The sequence below is a fragment of the Shinella sp. GW835-FHT14H05 genome (assembly GCF_058793575.1).
In genome coordinates this window covers 349,979-370,222 of record NZ_JBXAFY010000006.1, presented here as the reverse complement: position 1 = coordinate 370,222, position 20,244 = coordinate 349,979, and the positions used below count along the sequence as shown (strand labels likewise).

The window sequence follows — 20,244 nt, the reverse complement described above, 5'->3', positions numbered from 1 at the left end:
CGGGCAATCCATCACCTGCCTCCACGCAAATCACCCCCATAGCAGAATCTCAAAAGCGTTCCGTGTAAACACTCCCCTTGAGGGGGGAGTGTTTACTATCGGCTGTTTTGAATGAGATGCCTGTTGAAGAAGAGGTCGATGGTCACGTCGAGCATCTGCATGGATTTGGAATAGCGCTTGGATCGGCGATTGAAGCGGGCGAGGTTGTCGCGAATGGATGAATTGGCCGATTCGATCAAATGGGTCTGTGCCTTGGTCTGTTCGTGCCGCTCAGGCGCGCCATTCCGCTCGAAGGCAAGCTGATAGCAGGAATTGGCATCGGTGAAGATCGTCGCGATGTCGCCAACAGCCCGCTTGGTCAAGTCGTAGAGGGCGATGGCACTGGAGACGCCGTTGTCGCCGATGTGATAGGCGACGACACGACGCTGCCGCCGGCTATAAGCAGTCCAAATGACCGCCCGGTGCTGTTTTTTTGACGAACGTGTAGATTTCGTCCATCTCGATGATGTCGGGTCCGGTTTCATCGATCGGCGCCAGCGCCTTCTTCGCCACCATGGCGTCATGGGCTTTGCGGATCCAGGTGATGATGGTGGCGGGAGCAGCACTGGTAAAGCGGGCGATCTTGCGGATGCCGACATTGTTGAGGTGCATGTCGAGGGCCAGCGCCTTGATCTCGGCGCTGAACTTCGGCGGCCGCTCACGCGAATAACGCTGGCAGGACCGGCAATGGAAGCGCTGCACGCCTCCATGCTTGCCGTTGCGAATGATATTGCAACTCCCGCAATGCCGACACACCATCTCAAAGCCCTCCTGAACGTGGAGCGCTATCATCACCCGCCAGCCTTTCCTGAACATTGCCCCTTGTGGGGGAGATGCCCGGCAGGGCAGAGGGGGGGTAAATCCCATCCACCGCCAGCCGTTTTCAATGCCGAACCGTCGCCACCCCCCTCTGTCGGCTGCGCCGACATCTCCCCCTCAAGGGGGGAGATCATTAGGAGTTTGCCGCGCTCTTACAACGATCCGTCACACCTTCGTCAAAAACACCGTGACCACAGGCTTCTTGCCCCAGATCTCATTTGCCGTGGAGCGCACGGCGCGACGCACGGCTTCGCGCACCATCTCCAGGTCCTTGCGGCGGGCGCGCGGGATGCTTTCGACGGCGCCGAGCACGGCGTCGTAGAGCGTGTCGCCCATGTCCTCGCCCTCGTCGTCGAACTGCGGCAGGCCGAAGGGTTCGACCTCGGGATCACCCATGAAATCGAAGCGGTTATCGAGCAGGATGCTGACGGCGACGTGGCCGACGAAGGCGAGCTTGCGGCGGTCGCCGATGCCCATTTCCTCGTAGTCGCCGATGAGGTTGCCATCCTTGAAGATGCGCCCGAACGGCGCGTGGTCGACGACCTCGGGCACGCCAGGGGCGAGCTTCAAGACATCGCCATTGCGCACGCGCGGCACCTGCGCGATGCCGGACTGTTCGGCGAGCTGGGCATGGGCCGTCAGGTGTGCGGCCTCGCCATGCACGGGCACGACCATCTTCGGGCGCGTCCAGCCGTACATCTGCTGCAATTCGTGCCGGCGCGGGTGGCCGGAGACGTGCACCAGCGCCTCGCTGTCGGTGATGACGTTGATGCCCTGGTCGACCAGGCCGTTCTTGATGTCGTTGATCGCCTTCTCGTTGCCGGGAATGGCGCGCGAGGAGAAGATGATCGTGTCGCCATCGGTGAAGGCGACGTTGCGCATCTCGTCGCGGGCGATCTTGGCCAGCGCCGCACGGGGCTCGCCCTGGCTGCCGGTCAGGATGACGACGACCTTGTCGCGCGGGATATAGCCGAACTCGTCTTCCGCGATGAAAGGCTTCAGGCCTTCCATGAGGCCGATGTCGCGGGCGACCTCCGTCACGCGCTTCATGGAGCTGCCGAGCAGCAGCACCTCGCGGCCGGCGGCCTCGGCGGCCTGCGCGATCGAGCGGATGCGGCCGACATTGGACGAGAAGGTGGTGATGCCCACCCTGCCCTCAGCGCTCTCGATGATCTTGGTGAGGCTTTCGGAGACTTCGCGCTCGGAGGGCGAGACGCCATCGCGAAGGGCATTGGTGCTGTCGCAGATCAGCGCCAGCACGCCCTCGTCGCCGAGCTTGCGGAAGCGCGTCTCGTCGGTGAGCGGCCCAAGCGACGGATCGAGGTCGATCTTCCAGTCGCCGGTGTGGATGACGGTGCCGAGCGGCGTCTTGATCGCCAGCGACATCGGCTCGGGAATGGAGTGGTTGACGCCGATCGCCTCGATCTCGAACGGCCCGACATTGATGCGGTCGCCCTCCTTGAAGATGGTGATCGGAATTTCGGTGCGGCTCTTCTCGTAATTGCGCTTGGCTTCCAGCATGCCGGCGGTAAACGGCGAGGCATAGACCGGCACGTTGAGGCCCGGCCACAGTTCGTTCAGCGCGCCGTAATGGTCCTCGTGCGCATGGGTGATGATGATGCCCTTCAGCTTCTCGCGTTCCTTGGCGAGGAAGCGGATATCGGGCAGCACCAGATCGACGCCCGGCAGGTCCGGCCCCGGAAAGGTGACGCCGCAATCGACCATGATCCACTGGCGGCTGGCCTTCGGGCCGTAGCCGTAGAGCGCGAGGTTCATGCCGATTTCGCCGACGCCACCCAGCGGCAGGAATACCAGTTCGTCTTCTTTTGCCATCGGCTTCAAAAATTCCTATCCAAAAAACACGTCGCCGGCCGCGATCAGTCGCGTGCCGCCGTCATCCATCTCCAGTTTCAGGAGACCTGTATCATCAATTCCGGAAAAGCGCCCGGAAATAGAACGGTCGGGAAGGTTGACCGTTATGTTTTCCCCGATGCCGCCGGCGACCTTTTTCCAGCGTTCCATGATGGCCGAAATCCCCCGTCCGGCGTCCCACAGCGACAGCGTTTCGGCCATCGACTGGAAGAGGTAGGCGAACAATTCGTCAGGGGAAGCGGAGGCGCCGAATTCGCGCAGGGTGGCGACCGGATAGAGCCCCGCATCGGGCGCCACGGCGACATTGATGCCGATGCCGATCACCAGTCCATGCCGGCCATCGGGCAGCGTCTCCCCCTCGATGAGGATGCCGCAGACCTTACGGCGGTCGACCAGAATGTCGTTTGGCCACTTGACCAGCACATCGGGTGCATCGAGCGGCATGATGCGGCTGACGGCGGCCTGCACGGCGACGGCGACGGCGAGCGGCAGAGAACCGAGCCGGTCCATCGGCGCCGGGTCGATCAGCATCAGCGAGGCGTAGAGATTGCCGGGCTCGGAGAACCAGGCCCGCCCGCGCCGGCCGCGCCCGCCCGTCTGGCGTTCCGCGGTGATCCAGAGACCGGAAAGCGCGCCCTTTCGGGCGCGCTCCAGGCATTCCGTATTGGTCGAGCCCACTTGCGCGAGCGCCTCGTGCCGGAAGTCGTCGAGCGACATCGGCCAAGGATTTTCGGACCCGCTCAAAAGAAGGTCCGCGCCGCGGCTTCGGCAGCAGCACCGATCGGGCCGCCGATCAGCACATAGCCGACGACGAACAGGCCGGAGAGGCCGAAGACCAGCTTCAACTCGCCGGCGGTGCGGGCGAACTCGCCGGTTGCCTCGTCGAACCACATGACCTTGATGATGCGCAGGTAGTAATAAGCGCCGACGACCGAGGCGAGCACGCCGATGATGGCGAGCGCGTAGAGATGCGCTTCGATCGCCGCCATGAAGACGAAATACTTGGCGAAGAAGCCTGCCATCGGCGGGATGCCGGCGAGCGAGAACATCAGGATCGTCATGACCGTCGCCATGAAGGGGTTGGTCGTGGAGAGGCCGGCGAGATCGTCGATGTTCTCGACATTGCCGCCTTCCTTGCGGCGCATGGCGAGGATGCAGGCGAAGGTGCCGAGCGTCATGACCATGTAGATGAGCATGTAGAGCGCCACGCCGCGCACGCCCGCCATGGAGCCGGCGGCAAGGCCGACCAGCGCATAGCCCATATGGCCGATCGAGGAATAGGCCATCAGGCGTTTGATGTTGCGCTGGCCGATGGCGGCAAACGAGCCGAGCAGCATGGAGGCGATCGAGATGAAGACGATGACCTGCTGCCAGTCTGCAACGACAGGCTCGAAGGCCTCGATGACGATGCGCACCAGCATGGCCATGGCCGCGACCTTGGGGGCGGCGGCGAAGAAGGCCGTGACGGGGGTCGGCGCGCCTTCATAGACGTCCGGCGTCCACATGTGGAACGGCACGGCCGAGATCTTGAAGGCAAGGCCGGCGAGGATGAAGACCAGGCCGAAGACGAGGCCAAGCGAGCGGCCTTCGGCGGTCAGCGCTGCCGCGATTTCCTGGAAACCGATATGGCCGGTGAAACCGTAGACCAGCGACATGCCGTAGAGCAGCATGCCGGAGGAGAGCGCGCCCAGCACGAAATATTTGAGGCCGGCTTCCGTCGAGCGCAGGCTGTCGCGGTTGATCGCGGCGACGACGTAGAGCGCCAGCGACTGGAGTTCCAGCGCGAGGTAGAGCGACAGCAGGCTGTTGGCCGAGATCATCAGCAGCATGCCGAGCGTCGACAGCACGATCAGGACGGGGAACTCGAAGCGGTCGAGCTGTTCCGAGCGGGCATGGCCGACGGTCATCACCATGGCGGTGATGGAGCCGATCAGCGCCAGCACCTTCATGAACTTGGCGAAGGCATCGGAGACGAAGGCGCCGCCATAGGCCTGGCCCTCGCCCGTGGCGAGCACCAGCCAGAGGCCGGAGATGATCAGAAGCGCGACGGCAAGCCCGATGACGGTGGTGCCCGAGCGTTCGCCGGAGAAGACACCGATCATCAGCAAGGCGAGCGCGCCGACGGCAAGAATGATCTCCGGGAGCGAGAGCTGAAGGCTGGCGAGGATAGTATCAGCAGTCATGTCTTGGGTCCCGTCGTCAGTTCGCCGAAAGCGCAACAGGTTGCGCCGCCTGCAGAGCCGCGGAGTAGTTATTGAGCAGCGCGTCGACCGAAGCCGCCGTCGCATCGAACACCGGCGCCGGATAGACACCGTAGAAGATCGTGAGGATCACGAGCGGATAGAGCAGCAGCTTCTCGCGCAGATCGAGGTCGAGCAGCGACTTCAGGCTTTCCTTCTCCAGCGCACCGAAGATCACCCGGCGGTAGAGCCAGAGCGCATAGGAGGCCGAAAGGATGACGCCCGTCGTGGCGAAGAAGGCGACCCAGGTGTTGGCGCGGAAGATGCCGACCAGCGTCATAATTTCGCCGACGAAGCCCGACGTGCCAGGAAGGCCCACGTTTGCCATGGTCAGGATCATGAAGGCGACGGCGTATTTCGGCATGTTGTTGACGAGGCCGCCATAGGCCGAGATCTCGCGGGTGTGCAGCCGGTCATAGACCACGCCGACGCAGAGGAAGAGCGCGCCCGAGACGATGCCGTGCGACAGCATCTGGAAGATGGCGCCCTGGAGACCCTGCGCATTCGCCGCGAAGATGCCCATCGTGACGTAGCCCATGTGGGCGACCGACGAATAGGCGATCAGCTTCTTGATGTCGTCCTGCATCAGCGCCACCAGCGAGGTGTAGATGATGGCGATGACCGACAGCGCGAAGACGAAGGGCGCGAAATAGTCCGAGGCCAGCGGGAACATGGCGAGCGAGAAGCGGATGAAACCGTAGCCGCCGAGCTTCAAGAGCACGCCGGCCAGGATGACCGAGCCCGCCGTCGGCGCCTGGACGTGGGCATCCGGAAGCCAGGTGTGCACCGGCCACATCGGCATCTTCACCGCGAAGGAGGCGAAGAAGGCGAGCCATAGCCAGGTCTGCATCTGGGCCGGGAAATTGTAGGCAAGCAGCTCGGTAATGTCGGTCGTGCCGGCCTGCCAGTACATCGCCATGATAGCGAGCAGCATCAGCACCGAGCCGAGCAGCGTGTAGAGGAAGAACTTGTAGGAGGCGTAGACGCGATCCTTGCCGCCCCACACCCCGATGATGATGAACATCGGAATGAGGCCGGCTTCGAAGAAGACGTAGAACAGCACGATATCGAGCGACACGAAGACGCCGACCATGAACACTTCCAGCAGAAGGAAGGCGATCATGTATTCGCGCAGGCGCTTTTCGACCGAATGCCAGCTCGCGAGCACGCAGAAGGGCATCAGGAAGGTCGACAGGATGACGAACAGCATGGAAATGCCGTCGACGCCGAGATGGTAGGAAATGCCGGTGCCGAGCCATTCGGCCTTCTCGACCATCTGGAAGCCCGGATTGGCATTGTCGAAGCCGATCCAGATGAAGAGCGAGAGGACGAAGGTGAAGACCGTCGTCAGAAGCGCGACATTCAGGATGTTGCGGCGACCATAGGGGCTATCCTCGCGGGTCAGCAGCAGAAGCGCCACGCCGACGAGCGGGAGGAATGTGACCGCTGAAAGAATGGGCCAATCGGTCATCAGAGGGAGCTCCCGAGCATCATCCAGGTGACGAGTGCTGCAATACCCAGCAGCATCGCGAATGCGTAGTGATAGAGGTAACCGGTCTGGAGGCGCACGACGCGATCCGTGACGTCCATGACGCGGGCGGCGATGCCGTTCGGGCCGAGGCCGTCGATGACGGTGCCGTCACCCTTCTTCCAGAGGAACTTGCCGATCCGCATGGCGGGACGAACGAAGAGGAAGTCGTACAGTTCGTCGAAGTACCACTTGTTGAGCAGGAACTGGTAGAGGCCGCGGTGCTGCTCGGCGAGGTATTTCGGCGTTTCCGGCGAGCGGATGTACATGTACCAGGCGGTGACGAAGCCGAGCGCCATGGCGGCGAACGGGCTCCACTTCACCCACTTCGGCACATTGTGGAACTCATGCACGAGGTGGTTGTCGGGAAGCGTGAAGAGCGCGCCCTGCCAGAATTCGTCATAGTGGTGGCCGTAGAAATATTCGACGAAGATCACGCCCGCGACGACCGCACCGGCGGCCAGCAGATAGAGCGGGATCAGCATCACGGCCGGGGATTCATGGACGTGGTGCATGACATCCGCGGACGCGCGCGGCTTGCCGAAGAAGGTCATGAAAGCGAGGCGCCAGGAATAGAAGCTGGTGAACAGCGCTGCGATGACCAGCAGCACGAAGGCAAAGCCGGCAACCGGGCTGTGCGAGGCGAAGGCGGATTCGATGATCGCGTCCTTCGAGAAGAACCCGGCAAAGCCGATGATCGTGCCGGGGATGCCGACGCCGGTCAGCGCCAGCGTGCCGATCGTCATCATCCAGAAGGTGATCGGGATGTGTTTGCGAAGGCCGCCCATGTAGCGCATATCCTGTTCGCCATCGACGGCGTGGATGACGGAGCCGGCGCCCAGGAACAGCAGCGCCTTGAAGAAGGCGTGCGTGAAGAGGTGGAAGATCGCCGCACCGTAGGCGCCGATGCCGAGCGCCACGAACATGTAGCCGAGCTGCGAGCAGGTCGAATAGGCGATGACGCGCTTGATGTCGTTCTGCACGAGGCCGACGGTCGCCGCGAAGAAGGCGGTGATGGCGCCGATCAGCGTCACGACCATCAGAGCGGTGTGCGACAGTTCGAACAGCGGCGACATGCGGGCGACGAGGAAGACGCCGGCGGTGACCATGGTCGCGGCATGGATGAGGGCCGAAACCGGGGTCGGGCCTTCCATGGCGTCCGGCAGCCAGGTGTGCAGCAGGAACTGTGCCGACTTGCCCATCGCGCCCATGAAGAGCAGCAGGCAGGTGGCGGTCAGCGCATGCGACTTGTCGAGCGTCATGCCAAAGAGGTTGATGACGGGCGTCGTGGCGTCCGCAGCACCTTCCGCCGGCAGGTAGGTGGCGGCGGTGGCGAAGATCGTCTCGAAATTGATCGAGCCGAACAGCACGAAGACCGAGAAGATGCCGAGTGCGAAGCCGAAGTCGCCGACGCGGTTGACGATGAAGGCCTTCATGGCGGCGGCGCAGGCGGACGGCTTCTTGTACCAGAAGCCGATCAGCAGATAGGACGCGAGGCCCACACCTTCCCAGCCGAAGAACATCTGGAGAAGGTTGTCCGACGTCACCAGCATGAGCATGGCGAAGGTGAAGAGCGACAGGTACGCGAAGAAACGCGGCCGATGCGGATCGTGGTGCATGTAGCCAATGGAATAGACGTGCACGAGCGTCGAGACCGAATTGACGACGACGAGCATGACGGCTGTCAGCGTATCGACGCGGAACGCCCATTCGACATCGAAGCCGCCGGACTGGATCCAGCGCAGCACGCTGACCTTGATCATCTCCGTCTCGCCCATGGCGACGTCGAAGAAGACGATCCACGACAGGACTGCCGCCAGGATCATGAAGCCGGAGGTGACATATTCGGACGCCTTGGCGCCGATGGCATTGCCGCCGATGCCGGCGATCAGGAAGCCGGTCAAAGGAAGGAAGACGATTGCCTTGATGATGGTATCCATGACCCGATCAGCCCTTCATCATATTGACGTCTTCGACGGCGATCGAACCGCGGTTGCGGTAGAAGACGACGAGTATTGCAAGACCGATGGCCGCTTCCGCAGCCGCGACGGTCAGAATGAACAGTGCGAAGACCTGGCCGACGATGTCGTTCAGGAAGGCCGAGAACGCGACCATGTTGATGTTGACCGCAAGCAGGATGAGCTCGATCGACATCAGGATGACGATGACGTTCTTCCGGTTGAGGAAGATGCCGAAGACGCCGAGGGTGAAGAGGATGGCGCTGACGGTGAGATAGTGGGAAATACCGATTTCCATTTTGCTTTTCCTTGGTCCCGCGCTGCCTCAGATGCCCTGGCCGGGCTTCACCTTGACGACCTCGACGGCGGTTTCCGGCGTGCGGGCAACCTGCTGCGAGATGTTCTGGCGTTTAATGTGTGGCTTGTGGCGCAGCGTCAGCACGATCGCGCCGATCATGGCGACGAGCAGCACGAGGCCGGCGATCTGGAAGAAATAGACGTAGTGCGTGTAGAGCACGTCGCCGAGCGCTGCCGTGTTCGTCCGCTCGGAGACCGGAGGGATCGGCATCGAGATGTTCTTGGCGATCTCCGGCGCAAAGGTCGAGCCGCCGACGACGATGATCAGTTCGGCGGCAAGGATGAGGCCGATCAGCGCGCCGACCGGGGCATATTCCAGCGCCCCTGCCCGCAATTCGGCAAAGTCGATGTCGAGCATCATCACGACGAAGAGGAAGAGAACCGCGACCGCGCCGACATAGACGACCAGCAGGATCATCGCCAGGAATTCGGCGCCCGTCAGCAGGAACAGGCCCGCCGAGTTGAAGAAGGTGAGGATCAGGAACAGCACGGAATAGACCGGATTCCTGGACGAGATCACCATGAAGGCGGACGCCACCGCCACGAAGGCGAAGAGATAGAAGAATAGAGCCTGGAGACCCATTTTGGTGCCTTTTCGTCTTCCCCGGAGAAGGTCCCCCTTCCCCGTCGAAGCCTGACGACCACTCGTCAGGCACTTACGTTCATCTTGCCTTTCCGCCGATCAGCGGTAAGGCGAATCCATGCCGATGTTGCGGGCGATTTCCCGCTCCCAGCGATCGCCGTTCTCGAGCAGCTTCTGCTTGTCGTAGTAGAGCTCCTCGCGCGTCTCGGTCGCGAACTCGAAGTTCGGTCCCTCGACGATGGCGTCGACCGGGCAGGCTTCCTGGCAAAAGCCGCAATAAATGCACTTCACCATGTCGATATCGTAACGCACCGTGCGGCGCGTGCCGTCGTTGCGGCGCGGACCCGCCTCGATGGTGATCGCCTGGGCAGGACAGATCGCCTCGCACAGCTTGCAGGCGATGCAGCGCTCTTCGCCGTTCGGATAACGGCGCAGTGCATGCTCGCCGCGGAAGCGCGGGGAGACCGGGCCCTTTTCGAAGGGATAGTTCACCGTCGCCTTCGGGCGGAAGAAGTAGCGCATCGACAGGAAGAACGCGCCCACGAATTCCTTGAGGAACAGCGAATTTACGGCTTGCGAAAGACTAGCCATTTCAAGCTCCAATGCTGCTGAGGGTCGGGGCGGTCCTCATGCGGACCAGCCTGTGAGCTTCAGCACGAATGCAACGATGACCACCATGGCGAGCGAGATCGGAAGGAAGACCTTCCAGCCCAGACGCATGAGCTGGTCGTAGCGGTAGCGCGGCACAAAGGCCTTCACCATCGCGAACATGAAGAAGACGAAGGAGGCTTTCAGCACGAACCAGATGATGCCCGGGACCCAATTCAGGAACCAGACGTCGACCGGGGGCAGCCAGCCGCCGAGGAAGAGGATCGTCGTCAGCGCGCACATCAGGCAGATGGCGGCATATTCGCCGAGCATGAACATCATGTACGGGGTGGAGCCGTATTCGACCATGAAACCGGCGACGAGTTCGGATTCGGCTTCCGGCAGGTCGAAGGGCGGGCGGTTCGTTTCGGCCAGCGCCGAGATGAAGAACACCACGAACATCGGGAACAGCGCCAGCCAGTGCCAATCCAGGAAAGAACCTGGCAGGCCGATCATCGTGCCGACGCCGTCACGCTGCGAGTTGACGATGTCCGTCAGGTTCAGCGAGCCGACGCAGAGCAGCACGGTGACGATGACGAAGCCGATCGAGACTTCGTAGGACACCATCTGTGCGGCGGAGCGCAGCGCACCGAGGAACGGATACTTCGAGTTCGAAGCCCAGCCGCCCATGATGATGCCGTACACTTCGAGCGAGGAAATCGCAAAGATGTAGAGGATGCCGACATTGATGTTGGCGATGACCCAGCCGTCGTTCAGCGGTACGACCGCCCAGGTGGCGAGCGCCAGCGTCACGGAGACGAGCGGCGCCAGGAGGAAGATCACCTTGTTGGCGGTCGCCGGGATGACCGGCTCCTTGAAGACGAACTTCAGAAGGTCGGCGAAGGACTGGAACAGGCCCCAGGGGCCGACGACGTTCGGGCCACGGCGAAGCTGAACGGCGGCCCAGATCTTGCGGTCGGCGAGAAGCACGTAGGCGATGAAGACCAGCAGCGCGACCAGCAGCAGGAGCGACTGGGCCACCATGATCAGGCCAGGCCAAACGTAGGTCGAAATGAAAGCGTCCATAACGTCTTATTCCTTCGCGCTCATTCCGCCGCGGCTTTGAAATTGTTGCGGGCCAGCGCCGAGCACTCGGCCATGACCGCGGAGGCGCGCGCTATCGGGTTCGTCAAATAGAAGTCTTTGATCGGAGACGCAAACCCGGAATTCGCCATCGTCCCGCCTTTTTTCGCAAGTGCGGAAAGATCGGCGATTTCACCCGTCGCAATCTCGTCGACGGCGGCAAAATGCGGGTGTGCGGCGTGGAGTTTCGCGCGCAGCTGGACCAGCGAATCGAAGGGCAGCTTCTTGCCGAGCACGTCGGAAAGCGCGCGCAGGATCGCCCAGTCCTCGCGGGCGTCGCCCGGCGCGAAGCCGGCGCGGTTGCCCACCTGGACGCGGCCTTCGGTGTTGACCCAGGTGCCCGACTTTTCGGTGTAGGTCGCGCCCGGCAAGATGACGTCGGCGACATGCGCCGCGTTGTCGCCGTGCGAGCCGATATAGACCGTGAAGGCGGTCTTCCTGGCGAAATCCATTTCGTCGGCGCCGAGCAGGAAGAGCACGTCCGTGCCATCAAGCATGTCGGCTGCGACCTTGCCGCCCTCGCCCGGCACGAAGCCGAGGTCGAGGCCGCCGACGCGGGATGCCGCGGTGTGCAGGACGGCAAGGCCGTTCCAGTCCGCCTTCACCGCGCCGACGCTTTCGGCGAGCTTGGTGACGGCCGAGAGCACGGCGAGGCCATCGGCACGCGACAGCGCGCCCTGGCCGACGATGATCATCGGGCGCTGGGCCTTCTTGAGCTTGGCGGCGAACTTGACCGAACCGTCGATGAGGCCGGAGAGCGTGTCCGTGCCGGCGCCGAGATATTCGTAGCCGTAGCGCAGTTCGCCCTGCTCGCCGATCACGCCGATCGGGAAATTGTCCATCCGCCAGCGCTTGCGGATGCGGGCGTTGAGCACGGCCGCCTCGAAGCGCGGGTTGGAGCCGACGATCAGCAGCGCATCGGCCTGTTCGATGCCTTCGATGGTCGGGTTGAACAGGTAGCTGGCGCGGCCGAGCGACGGGTCGAGCGTGGAACCGTCCTGCCGGCAGTCGATGTTGGTCGAGCCGAGCGCCGTCATCAGTTCGCGCAGCGCAAACATTTCCTCGACCGAAGCAAGGTCGCCTGCAATCGCGCCGATGCGGTCACCGGACGTGCCGGCAACGGCGGCCTTGATGGCGCCGAAAGCGTCCGCCCAGGTAGCTGGCTGGAGACGGCCGTCCTTGCGGACATACGGACGGTCGAGGCGCTGGGTCTTCAGGCCGTCCCAGATGAAGCGGGTCTTGTCGGAGATCCACTCTTCGTTGATCTCCTCGTTGACGCGCGGCAGGATGCGCATGACTTCGCGGCCGCGCGTATCGACGCGGATCGCCGAGCCGACGGCGTCCATGACGTCGATCGTTTCGGTCTTGTTCAGTTCCCACGGACGCGCCGTGAAGGCGAAAGGCTTCGAGGTGAGCGCGCCGACCGGGCAGAGGTCGACCACGTTGCCCTGAAGCTCGGAGGTCATCGCCTGTTCGAGATAGGTGGTGATCTCGGCATCCTCGCCGCGGCCGATCAGGCCAAGCTCGGTGATGCCGGCGACTTCCGTCGTGAAACGGACGCAGCGCGTGCAGTGGATGCAGCGGTTCATGATCGTCTTGACGAGCGGGCCGATATACTTGTCCTCGACGGCGCGCTTGTTTTCCTGGTAGCGCGAACTGTCGATGCCGAAGGCCATCGCCTGGTCCTGCAGATCGCATTCGCCGCCCTGGTCGCAGATCGGGCAGTCGAGCGGGTGGTTGATGAGCAGGAACTCCATCACCCCTTCGCGCGCCTTCTTGACCATCGGCGTGGTGGTGAAGACTTCCGGCGGCTCGCCGTTCGGGCCGGGACGCAGGTCCCGTACGCTCATGGCGCAGGAGGCCGCCGGCTTCGGCGGGCCACCCTTCACCTCGACGAGGCACATGCGGCAGTTGCCGGCAACCGACAGCCGCTCGTGGAAACAGAAGCGCGGAACTTCGGCGCCCGCATCCTCGCACGCCTGAAGCAGCGTGAAGTGATCCGGCACTTCGATTTCTTTTCCGTCGACTTTCAGCTTTGCCATATCTCAATTCCCGCTTTTGACGCAGTCGCTGCGTCTTGCCAGCGCCATTCTCTCCAGCCGTTGTTTTGGGCGCTCTGCCCGTCCCGCCGGCCTTTGTTCCGTTTCGCCAGTTCCGGCGGAGCCTAGCCCCTGCCCTTCACCAGCGCCTTTGCCTGCTCCACCCAGCGATCGCGGGCAATGCGCCCGGCGAACCCGAGTTCGGCTTCAATCCTCGCCACATCCTCGGCCTTCAGGGCCGCGATGTCGGCGTAGCGCCGGAAGCCCATGCCGTTCAGCACCTGCTCCAGCTTCGGCCCGATGCCCGAAATCGCCTTCAGGTCATCGGCCTTGGCGGCTTTCGCGGCCGGCGCCTTGCGCACGGGCTTCGCTTCCGCCGTCTTCGGCGTCGCGCTTTCGCGCGCCACCTCGATCTTCGGTTCGGCCTTCGCCACCGGCTCGGCCGTTACCACGCTCAGCACTGGCTTCGCCTTGACCGGCTCCACCGTTTCCGCCGTGGTATCCGCCGCTTCGTCGAGCGCCACCCTGGCGCGCTCCGTCGCGGTCTTCATCATGCCCAGCATCAGCCCGGCCATCTGGCCGGCGATACCGAAACCGATCGCCGTCGTGGCGGCCATTGCCGCCACCGGATGGGCCATCAGCGGATGCAGCGGCACGCCCGGCATCTCCTTCAGCCACGGCGCCAGACCGAAAGGGTCGTCGCCGGCGACTGGCGCCGGCTGAACTCTGGTTGCATTCGCATCCTGTCCTGCCGGCTTCGTCATCGCCTTTACTCCGCTGCTTCAAGCACGGCGCCGTGCGCCGTGGCGTTTGCCGTATACTTGTCGATGCGCGCCTCGATCTCCGGACGGAAGTTGCGGATGAGGCCCTGGATCGGCCAGGCCGCCGCATCGCCGAGCGCGCAGATCGTGTGGCCTTCGATCTGCTTCGTCACGTCGAACAGCATGTCGATTTCGCGCTTCTGGGCATTGCCCGTGACCATGCGCTGCATGACGCGCATCATCCAGCCGGTGCCTTCGCGGCACGGCGTGCACTGGCCGCAGCTCTCGTGCTTGAAGAAGGCCGAGATGCGCCAGATCGCCTTGATGATATCCGTCGAGCGATCCATGATGATCATGCCGCCGGTGCCGAAGGAGGACTTCACCTCGCGCAGGCCGTCGAAATCGAGCGTGACATTCATCATGTCTTCGCCCTTGACGACGGGGCAGGATGCGCCGCCCGGAATGACGGCCAGAAGATTGTCCCAGCCGCCGCGGATGCCGCCGCCGTGCTTTTCGACCATCTCCTTGAAGGAGATGCCCATGGCCTCCTCGACCGTGCAGGGCCGGTTGACGTGGCCGGACATCATGAACAGCTTGGTGCCGACATTGTTCGGGCGGCCGAACGACGAGAACCAGGCGGCGCCGCGGCGCAGGATGGTCGGGGTGACGGCGATCGATTCGACGTTGTTGACCGTGGTCGGGCAACCGTAGAGGCCCATATTCGCCGGGAACGGCGGCTTCAGGCGCGGCTGGCCCTTCTTGCCTTCCAGGCTTTCCAGCAGCGCGGTTTCTTCGCCGCAGATATAGGCGCCGGCGCCGTGATGGACGTAGATGTCGATGTCGTAGCCGAGCTTGTTGTTCTTGCCGAGCAGGCCAGCATCGTAGCACTCGTCGATGGCCGCCTGGAGCGCCTCGCGCTCGCGGATGAACTCGCCGCGCACATAGATGTAGGCGGCGTTGGCGCCCATGGCGAAGGAGGCGACGACGCAGCCTTCGATCAGCGTGTGCGGATCGTGGCGCAGGATATCGCGGTCCTTGCAGGTGCCGGGCTCGGATTCGTCGGCATTGACGACGAGGTAGTGCGGACGGCCGTCGGATTCCTTCGGCATGAAGGACCACTTGAGGCCGGTCGGGAAGCCGGCGCCGCCGCGGCCGCGAAGGCCGGATGCCTTGACCTCATTGATGATCCAGTCGCGGCCCTTTTCGAGCAGCTCCTTGGTGCCATCCCAGTGGCCGCGGGCCATGGCGCCCTTCAGCGACTTGTCCTTGGTGCCGTAGATATTGGTGAAGATGCGATCCTGGTCTTTAAGCATGGTTCACCTCTTTACCGCGGCTTCTTGCCGAACACGCGGATGTATTCCGCTTCGCCGCCCTTTGCGAGCGCCTCGGCCTGCCTGACCCAGTCGTCCCGCTCGATGCGGCCCTTGAAATTCAGATAGGAATCGACCCAGGCGCGCTCTTCCAGCTTCCAGGAGGAAACCTGTGCGAAGGTGAAGATGCCGAGTTCGTGCAGGATGCCCTCGATCTTCGGTCCGACGCCGGAGATGAGCTTCAGGTCGTCCACGGTCGCGGGGCGCGCGATGCCGGCCGGACGGTCCTTGTCTTCGAGCGAGGGCTTGCCGGCCGCCGCAGCCGGCTGCTTGGCTTCATTGTCGCCGCCCTCGGCGCGCGTGTCGCCCGTCGCCTTGGTGTTGGCGGCCGCTTCCGCCTTGGCGGTTGCCGGCGTCTTCAGCTTGGGATCGGTCTCAACGGCGTCGGTCGTCGGCTTGGCGGCATTCGACGGGGGAACGCTGACGCTGTCACCCTCGGTCTTCTTGGCGCGGGTCGTCACCTTCTTGGCGGCCGGTTCCGGCTCGTTCAGGCTGGTAAGGCCGCCGACCGGGGCGGAAAAGATGCGGTCGACCTGCGGGCCGGTCTCCACGGTCGAGCCCTTGCCGGCATCGAAACGGTCGATGATGTGTTCGAGCTGCGTCGCGGTCAGGTCTTCAAAGCTGTCCTTGAAGATCATGATCATCGGCGCATTGACGCAGGCGCCCAGACACTCGACCTCTTCCCAGGACAGCGTGCCGCTCTCGTTGAGATGGTGAGGTTCGGCGTGGATGCGCTTCTTGCAGACATTGATGAGGTCTTCCGCGCCGCGCAGCATGCAGGGCGTCGTGCCGCAGACCTGGACATGGGCGCGCGTGCCGACCGGCCCGAGCTGGAACTGTGTATAGAAGGTCGCGACTTCGAGCACTCGGATATAGGCCATGCCGAGCATGTCGGCGATGGCTTCGATCGAGGCCTTGGTGACCCAGCCGTCCTGCTCCTGCGCGCGCATCAGAAGCGGGATGACCGCCGATTGCTCGCGGCCCTTCGGATACTTCTTGATCGTTGCCTTGGCCCAGCTCGCATTCTCCTTGGTGAAGGCGAAGCTCGCGGGTTGGACATTGTCTTCGGCTAGTCGACGAACGGACATTCTGTAACGCCTTGTCTCAGTTAATCTGCCTGCACTGCGTTTGCGCCGTGTTGACGAATTCGCAGGCGTAGGCCGATTTCTCTTTCTGCATGAATACGACATAGCGGCTGCCGTTCGGCGCCGCAGCCTTGATCTCGTAACCCTGGTCCACCAGTTCGCCCATCGTGGCAGACGAGACGCTGCCTTCCGCATCCTGCGCCTGCGCAGCGAAAGCGGTCACCAGCAAGAGGGCGATAGCGGTGGCCAGTCTCGGCATCAGCGGTCAACCTCGCCGAACACGATGTCGAGGGAGCCCAGGATCGCCGAGACGTCGGCGAGCTGGTGCCCGCGACAGATGAAATCCATCGCCTGGAGGTGGGCATAGCCCGGGGCGCGGATCTTGCAGCGATAGGGCTTGTTTGTGCCGTCGGCGACGAGGTAGACGCCGAACTCGCCCTTCGGCGCTTCGACGGCTGCGTAAACTTCGCCGGCCGGGACGTGATAGCCCTCGGTGTAGAGCTTGAAGTGGTGGATGAGCGCTTCCATCGACCGCTTCATCTGGCCACGCTTCGGCGGAACCATCTTGCCATCGACCGAGGAGACCGGGCCGACCTTGGCGTCGCCGAGCAGGCGGTTGACGCACTGGCGCATGATCTTCGCCGATTCGCGCATCTCGATCATGCGGATGACGTAACGGTCGTAGCAGTCGCCGTTCTTGCCGATCGGAATGTCGAAGTCGAAATCGGAATAGCACTCATAGGGTTGCGAGCGGCGCAGGTCCCAGGCAGCGCCCGAGCCGCGCACCATGACGCCGGAAAAACCCCAGGCCCAGCAATCTTCCAGCTTCACGACGCCGATGTCGACGTTGCGCTGCTTGAAGATGCGGTTGCCGGTCAAGAGTTCGTCGATATCGTCGACGGTCTTCAGGAACGGGTCGATCCATTTGCCGATGTCTTCCACCAGCTCATGCGGCAGGTCCTGGTGCACGCCGCCCGGACGGATATAGGCCGAGTGCATGCGAGCACCACAGGCGCGCTCGTAGAACACCATCAGCTTTTCGCGCTCTTCGAAACCCCAGAGCGGCGGCGTCAGCGCGCCGACGTCCATGGCCTGCGTGGTGACGTTCAAGAGATGCGAGAGGATGCGGCCGATTTCGGAATAGAGGACGCGGATGATCTGGCCGCGGATCGGAACCTCGGTGCCCGTCAGGCGCTCGACGGCGAGCGCGAAGGCATGCTCCTGGTTCATCGGCGCCACGTAGTCGAGGCGGTCGAAATAGGGCACGGCCTGAAGATAGGTCTTCGTCTCGATGAGCTTTTCGGTGCCGCGATGCAGCAGGCCGATATGCGGATCGACGCGCTCGACGATTTCGCCGTCCAGTTCGAGGACCAGACGAAGAACCCCGTGCGCCGCAGGATGCTGCGGGCCGAAGTTGATGTTGAAATTGCGGACGTTGTGCTCAGACATTGCTAGGCCATTTCTTGAAGCTGACGATCCAAAGCAGAATGAAGGCAAAAGGCGGGAAAATTCCGATGATCCCAACCCAGTTCGGAATGCCCGAGCGTGGGAGCAGTCGCCACAATGCAAAAACGTTTACAATGCAGACGACCACGATCAGCCAGTGAAATACGCTGAATGCCCCCATGAACGCGCCCTACTCCTACTGCTTGGCTTTCTCGTCGCCCGGCAGCACGTAATCGGTGCCTTCCCACGGCGAGAGAAAATCGAAGTTGCGGAATTCCTGCTTCAGTTCGACAGGCTCGTACACGACGCGCTTGACCTCGTCGTCGTAACGCACCTCCACGAAGCCGGTGGTCGGGAAATCCTTGCGCAGCGGGTGCCCCTCGAAGCCGTAGTCGGTGAGGATGCGGCGAAGGTCCGGATGGCCGGTGAAGAGGATGCCGTACATGTCGTAGGCTTCGCGCTCGAACCAGTCGGCACCCGGATAGACCGGGAAAGCGGAGGGAACGGGAACGTCCTCGCCGGTCGCGACCTTGATGCGGATGCGCTGGTTCTGGCGCGGCGACAGCAGGTGGTAGACCACGTCGAAGCGCTCGGCGCGCGCCGGCCAGTCGACGCCGCAGACATCGATGAGGTTGACGAACCCGCACTGCACGTCATCGCGCAGGAAGGTCAGAAGATCGAGGATGCGTGCAGCGTCCGTCTTCAGGGTGAGTTCGCCATAGGCGATATCCGAAGACGCGACGAGTTGGCCTGCCGCTTCGCCGATATAGGAGGACAGCTCCTGGAGGGCTTCGCTCATGTGTCAGTCCCCTGCCCTTATCGCTCGATCGTACCGGTCCGGCGGATCTTCTTCTGCAGCAGGAGCACGCCGTAGAGGAGCGCTTCTGCCGTGGGAGGACAGCCTGGTACGTAGATATCGACCGGCACCACGCGGTCACAGCCGCGCACCACCGAATAGGAATAATGATAGTAGCCGCCGCCGTTGGCGCAGGAGCCCATCGAGATGACGTAACGCGGCTCCGGCATCTGGTCGTAGACCTTGCGGAGTGCGGGGGCCATCTTGTTGGTCAGCGTGCCGGCGACGATCATGACGTCGGACTGGCGCGGAGAGGCGCGCGGCGCGAAGCCGAAACGCTCGACGTCGTAACGCGGCATGGAGAGCTGCATCATCTCGACGGCGCAGCAGGCAAGACCGAAGGTCATCCACATCAGCGAGCCGGTGCGCGCCCAGGTGATGAGTTCGTCGGTCGAGGTGACGAGGAAACCCTTGTCGGCGAGTTCATTGTTGATCTCACCGAAGAAGGCATCGTTGCTGCCGATCGGCTTGCCGGTCGAGGGATCGATGATCCCCTTCGGCTGCTGCGCGACGAGCGTGGTGGATGCTACTCCCATTCGAGTGCTCCCTTCTTCCATTCGTAGATGAAGCCGATGGTCAGGACACCGAGGAAGACCATCATCGACCAGAAGCCGAACCAGCCCATGTCGCCGAAGGAGACGGCCCAGGGGAAGAGGAAGGCCACTTCGAGGTCGAAGATGATGAAGAGGATCGACACCAGATAGAAGCGGATGTCGAATTTCATGCGCGCATCGTCGAACGCATTGAAGCCGCACTCGTAAGCGGAAAGCTTTTCCGAATCGGGGGCCTTGTATGCGACGGCAAAGGGCGCGACCAGCAGTGCAATGCCGATCACGAGCGCGATACCGATGAAGATGGCGATCGGGATATAGGAACCGAGAAGTTCAGTCATTGGCGTCCATCCTGCCTGCTGCTGGCGCCGGGAAGACGCCTGTTGGTCGGTGACCTGCAAGCCGAGAAAGTATGTTGCAACGCCACGTCGTTAGCGCAGTGAGAGCAACCGCGCAAGGCTTTGTCCGGCTTTCGCCGCAATCATTGTGTTGTTTTCCCGACCGCCCGGAAAGGCAGGTGGCAAAGCCATTTAAATCGTTACGATTTCATGACGGGCGGCATTCCGGGCGTTTCGCCGCAGGTGCGAAGAGAAATCACTTCATACGCCCTGCCCCACCTCGAATTGGCATCGGGATCGAGCATCGGAATCACGCCAGACGGCGACCTGAGGTGCGTCAATCTGCACCAGCAAGACGAAGTCTGATTGCCCGCGAGGAACCAAACAAAGCATCGCTCCGCCGATTCGATCGGATCGCATGAAGTGCCGTGTGAAGAAACGGCACCAGATATATGGAGGATAAGGGAAAATGGCGCGAGTGACGGGGCTCGAACCCGCGACCTCCGGCGTGACAGGCCGGCACTCTAACCGACTGAGCTACACCCGCGCATTGTGACCTTGCGGTCCCGACTGTTTCGTCCGGCCTTTCGAGTGGCGCGAGTGACGGGGCTCGAACCCGCGACCTCCGGCGTGACAGGCCGGCACTCTAACCGACTGAGCTACACCCGCAT

At 62.8% G+C, this 20,244-nt stretch carries 20 protein-coding genes and 2 tRNA genes; all 22 read right to left on the bottom strand.

The features are described 5' to 3' along the window. Positions 1-95 precede the first annotated feature (95 nt). The 22 genes from AC1Q6Z_RS20390 to AC1Q6Z_RS20285 all read right to left on the bottom strand — a co-directional run bounded on the left by AC1Q6Z_RS20390 (position 96) and on the right by AC1Q6Z_RS20285 (position 20,242). A complete protein-coding gene (locus tag AC1Q6Z_RS20390) occupies positions 96-524 on the bottom strand; it encodes an IS1 family transposase (RefSeq protein WP_492649040.1) in 429 nt (142 codons plus the stop codon). Beyond that, positions 436-831: an IS1/IS1595 family N-terminal zinc-binding domain-containing protein gene (locus AC1Q6Z_RS20385; protein ID WP_492649048.1), complete on the bottom strand. Its 396-nt coding sequence runs from the start codon at positions 829-831 to the stop codon at positions 436-438. The genes AC1Q6Z_RS20390 and AC1Q6Z_RS20385 overlap by 89 nt, the downstream gene beginning before the upstream one ends. Positions 832-1,023: 192 nt before the next feature. Beyond that, on the bottom strand, positions 1,024-2,691 hold the full coding sequence (locus AC1Q6Z_RS20380; RefSeq protein ID WP_256119008.1) for a ribonuclease J: 1,668 nt from the start codon (positions 2,689-2,691) through the stop codon (positions 1,024-1,026). 15 nt (positions 2,692-2,706) lie between these two features. After that, on the bottom strand, positions 2,707-3,447 hold the full coding sequence (locus AC1Q6Z_RS20375) for a biotin--[acetyl-CoA-carboxylase] ligase (protein WP_492649039.1): 741 nt from the start codon (positions 3,445-3,447) through the stop codon (positions 2,707-2,709). A gap of 23 nt (positions 3,448-3,470) precedes the next feature. Beyond that, complete coding sequence (gene nuoN, locus AC1Q6Z_RS20370; protein ID WP_492649038.1) at positions 3,471-4,913, bottom strand: NADH-quinone oxidoreductase subunit NuoN; 1,443 nt, start codon at positions 4,911-4,913, stop codon at positions 3,471-3,473. 16 nt (positions 4,914-4,929) lie between these two features. After that, complete coding sequence (locus AC1Q6Z_RS20365) at positions 4,930-6,441, bottom strand: NADH-quinone oxidoreductase subunit M (RefSeq protein WP_492649037.1); 1,512 nt, start codon at positions 6,439-6,441, stop codon at positions 4,930-4,932. Then, positions 6,441-8,438: an NADH-quinone oxidoreductase subunit L gene (gene nuoL, locus AC1Q6Z_RS20360; protein ID WP_492649036.1), complete on the bottom strand. Its 1,998-nt coding sequence runs from the start codon at positions 8,436-8,438 to the stop codon at positions 6,441-6,443. Before nuoL ends, AC1Q6Z_RS20365 begins: the two co-directional genes overlap by 1 nt. Before the next feature lie 7 nt (positions 8,439-8,445). Continuing rightward, complete coding sequence (gene nuoK, locus AC1Q6Z_RS20355) at positions 8,446-8,754, bottom strand: NADH-quinone oxidoreductase subunit NuoK (protein WP_160860343.1); 309 nt, start codon at positions 8,752-8,754, stop codon at positions 8,446-8,448. Between the two features lie 27 nt (positions 8,755-8,781). Continuing rightward, entirely contained in the window at positions 8,782-9,396 is a 615-nt protein-coding gene (locus AC1Q6Z_RS20350) for an NADH-quinone oxidoreductase subunit J (protein ID WP_435265318.1), read from the bottom strand. 99 nt (positions 9,397-9,495) lie between these two features. After that, positions 9,496-9,987 (bottom strand): NADH-quinone oxidoreductase subunit NuoI, encoded by a 492-nt coding sequence (nuoI, locus tag AC1Q6Z_RS20345; RefSeq protein WP_256119002.1) that lies wholly within the window; start codon positions 9,985-9,987, stop codon positions 9,496-9,498. A 36-nt stretch (positions 9,988-10,023) separates the two neighbouring features. Further along, the gene (nuoH, locus tag AC1Q6Z_RS20340) at positions 10,024-11,070 is read right to left on the bottom strand and encodes an NADH-quinone oxidoreductase subunit NuoH (protein ID WP_069059114.1); all 1,047 of its coding nucleotides are present in this window, start codon (positions 11,068-11,070) and stop codon (positions 10,024-10,026) included. Positions 11,071-11,090: 20 nt separating this feature from the next. Then, on the bottom strand, positions 11,091-13,169 hold the full coding sequence (nuoG, locus tag AC1Q6Z_RS20335; RefSeq protein WP_492649035.1) for an NADH-quinone oxidoreductase subunit NuoG: 2,079 nt from the start codon (positions 13,167-13,169) through the stop codon (positions 11,091-11,093). A 122-nt stretch (positions 13,170-13,291) separates the two neighbouring features. Further along, complete coding sequence (locus AC1Q6Z_RS20330) at positions 13,292-13,930, bottom strand: helix-hairpin-helix domain-containing protein (RefSeq protein WP_492649034.1); 639 nt, start codon at positions 13,928-13,930, stop codon at positions 13,292-13,294. A gap of 5 nt (positions 13,931-13,935) precedes the next feature. Continuing rightward, positions 13,936-15,240, bottom strand: coding sequence for an NADH-quinone oxidoreductase subunit NuoF (nuoF, locus tag AC1Q6Z_RS20325; RefSeq protein ID WP_256118998.1), 1,305 nt, complete (start codon positions 15,238-15,240; stop codon positions 13,936-13,938). Between the two features lie 11 nt (positions 15,241-15,251). Continuing rightward, positions 15,252-16,385, bottom strand: coding sequence for an NADH-quinone oxidoreductase subunit E (locus tag AC1Q6Z_RS20320; protein WP_492649033.1), 1,134 nt, complete (start codon positions 16,383-16,385; stop codon positions 15,252-15,254). Positions 16,386-16,401: 16 nt separating this feature from the next. After that, positions 16,402-16,641 carry a hypothetical protein gene (locus tag AC1Q6Z_RS20315; RefSeq protein WP_256118996.1) on the bottom strand — a complete coding sequence of 80 codons (240 nt, stop codon included), beginning with the start codon at positions 16,639-16,641 and terminating at the stop codon, positions 16,402-16,404. Further along, entirely contained in the window at positions 16,641-17,831 is a 1,191-nt protein-coding gene (locus tag AC1Q6Z_RS20310; RefSeq protein WP_256118995.1) for an NADH-quinone oxidoreductase subunit D, read from the bottom strand. Before AC1Q6Z_RS20310 ends, AC1Q6Z_RS20315 begins: the two co-directional genes overlap by 1 nt. A 193-nt stretch (positions 17,832-18,024) precedes the next feature. Next, on the bottom strand, positions 18,025-18,627 hold the full coding sequence (locus AC1Q6Z_RS20305; RefSeq protein WP_256118994.1) for an NADH-quinone oxidoreductase subunit C: 603 nt from the start codon (positions 18,625-18,627) through the stop codon (positions 18,025-18,027). A gap of 17 nt (positions 18,628-18,644) precedes the next feature. Next, the gene (locus AC1Q6Z_RS20300) at positions 18,645-19,220 is read right to left on the bottom strand and encodes a NuoB/complex I 20 kDa subunit family protein (RefSeq protein WP_256118993.1); all 576 of its coding nucleotides are present in this window, start codon (positions 19,218-19,220) and stop codon (positions 18,645-18,647) included. Beyond that, entirely contained in the window at positions 19,211-19,576 is a 366-nt protein-coding gene (locus tag AC1Q6Z_RS20295; protein WP_119258712.1) for an NADH-quinone oxidoreductase subunit A, read from the bottom strand. Before AC1Q6Z_RS20295 ends, AC1Q6Z_RS20300 begins: the two co-directional genes overlap by 10 nt. 467 nt (positions 19,577-20,043) lie before the next feature. Continuing rightward, positions 20,044-20,120: transfer RNA gene (locus tag AC1Q6Z_RS20290), tRNA-Asp, on the bottom strand. Between the two features lie 45 nt (positions 20,121-20,165). Beyond that, positions 20,166-20,242 (bottom strand) — tRNA-Asp (locus AC1Q6Z_RS20285). Between the last annotated feature and the right edge of the window lie 2 nt (positions 20,243-20,244).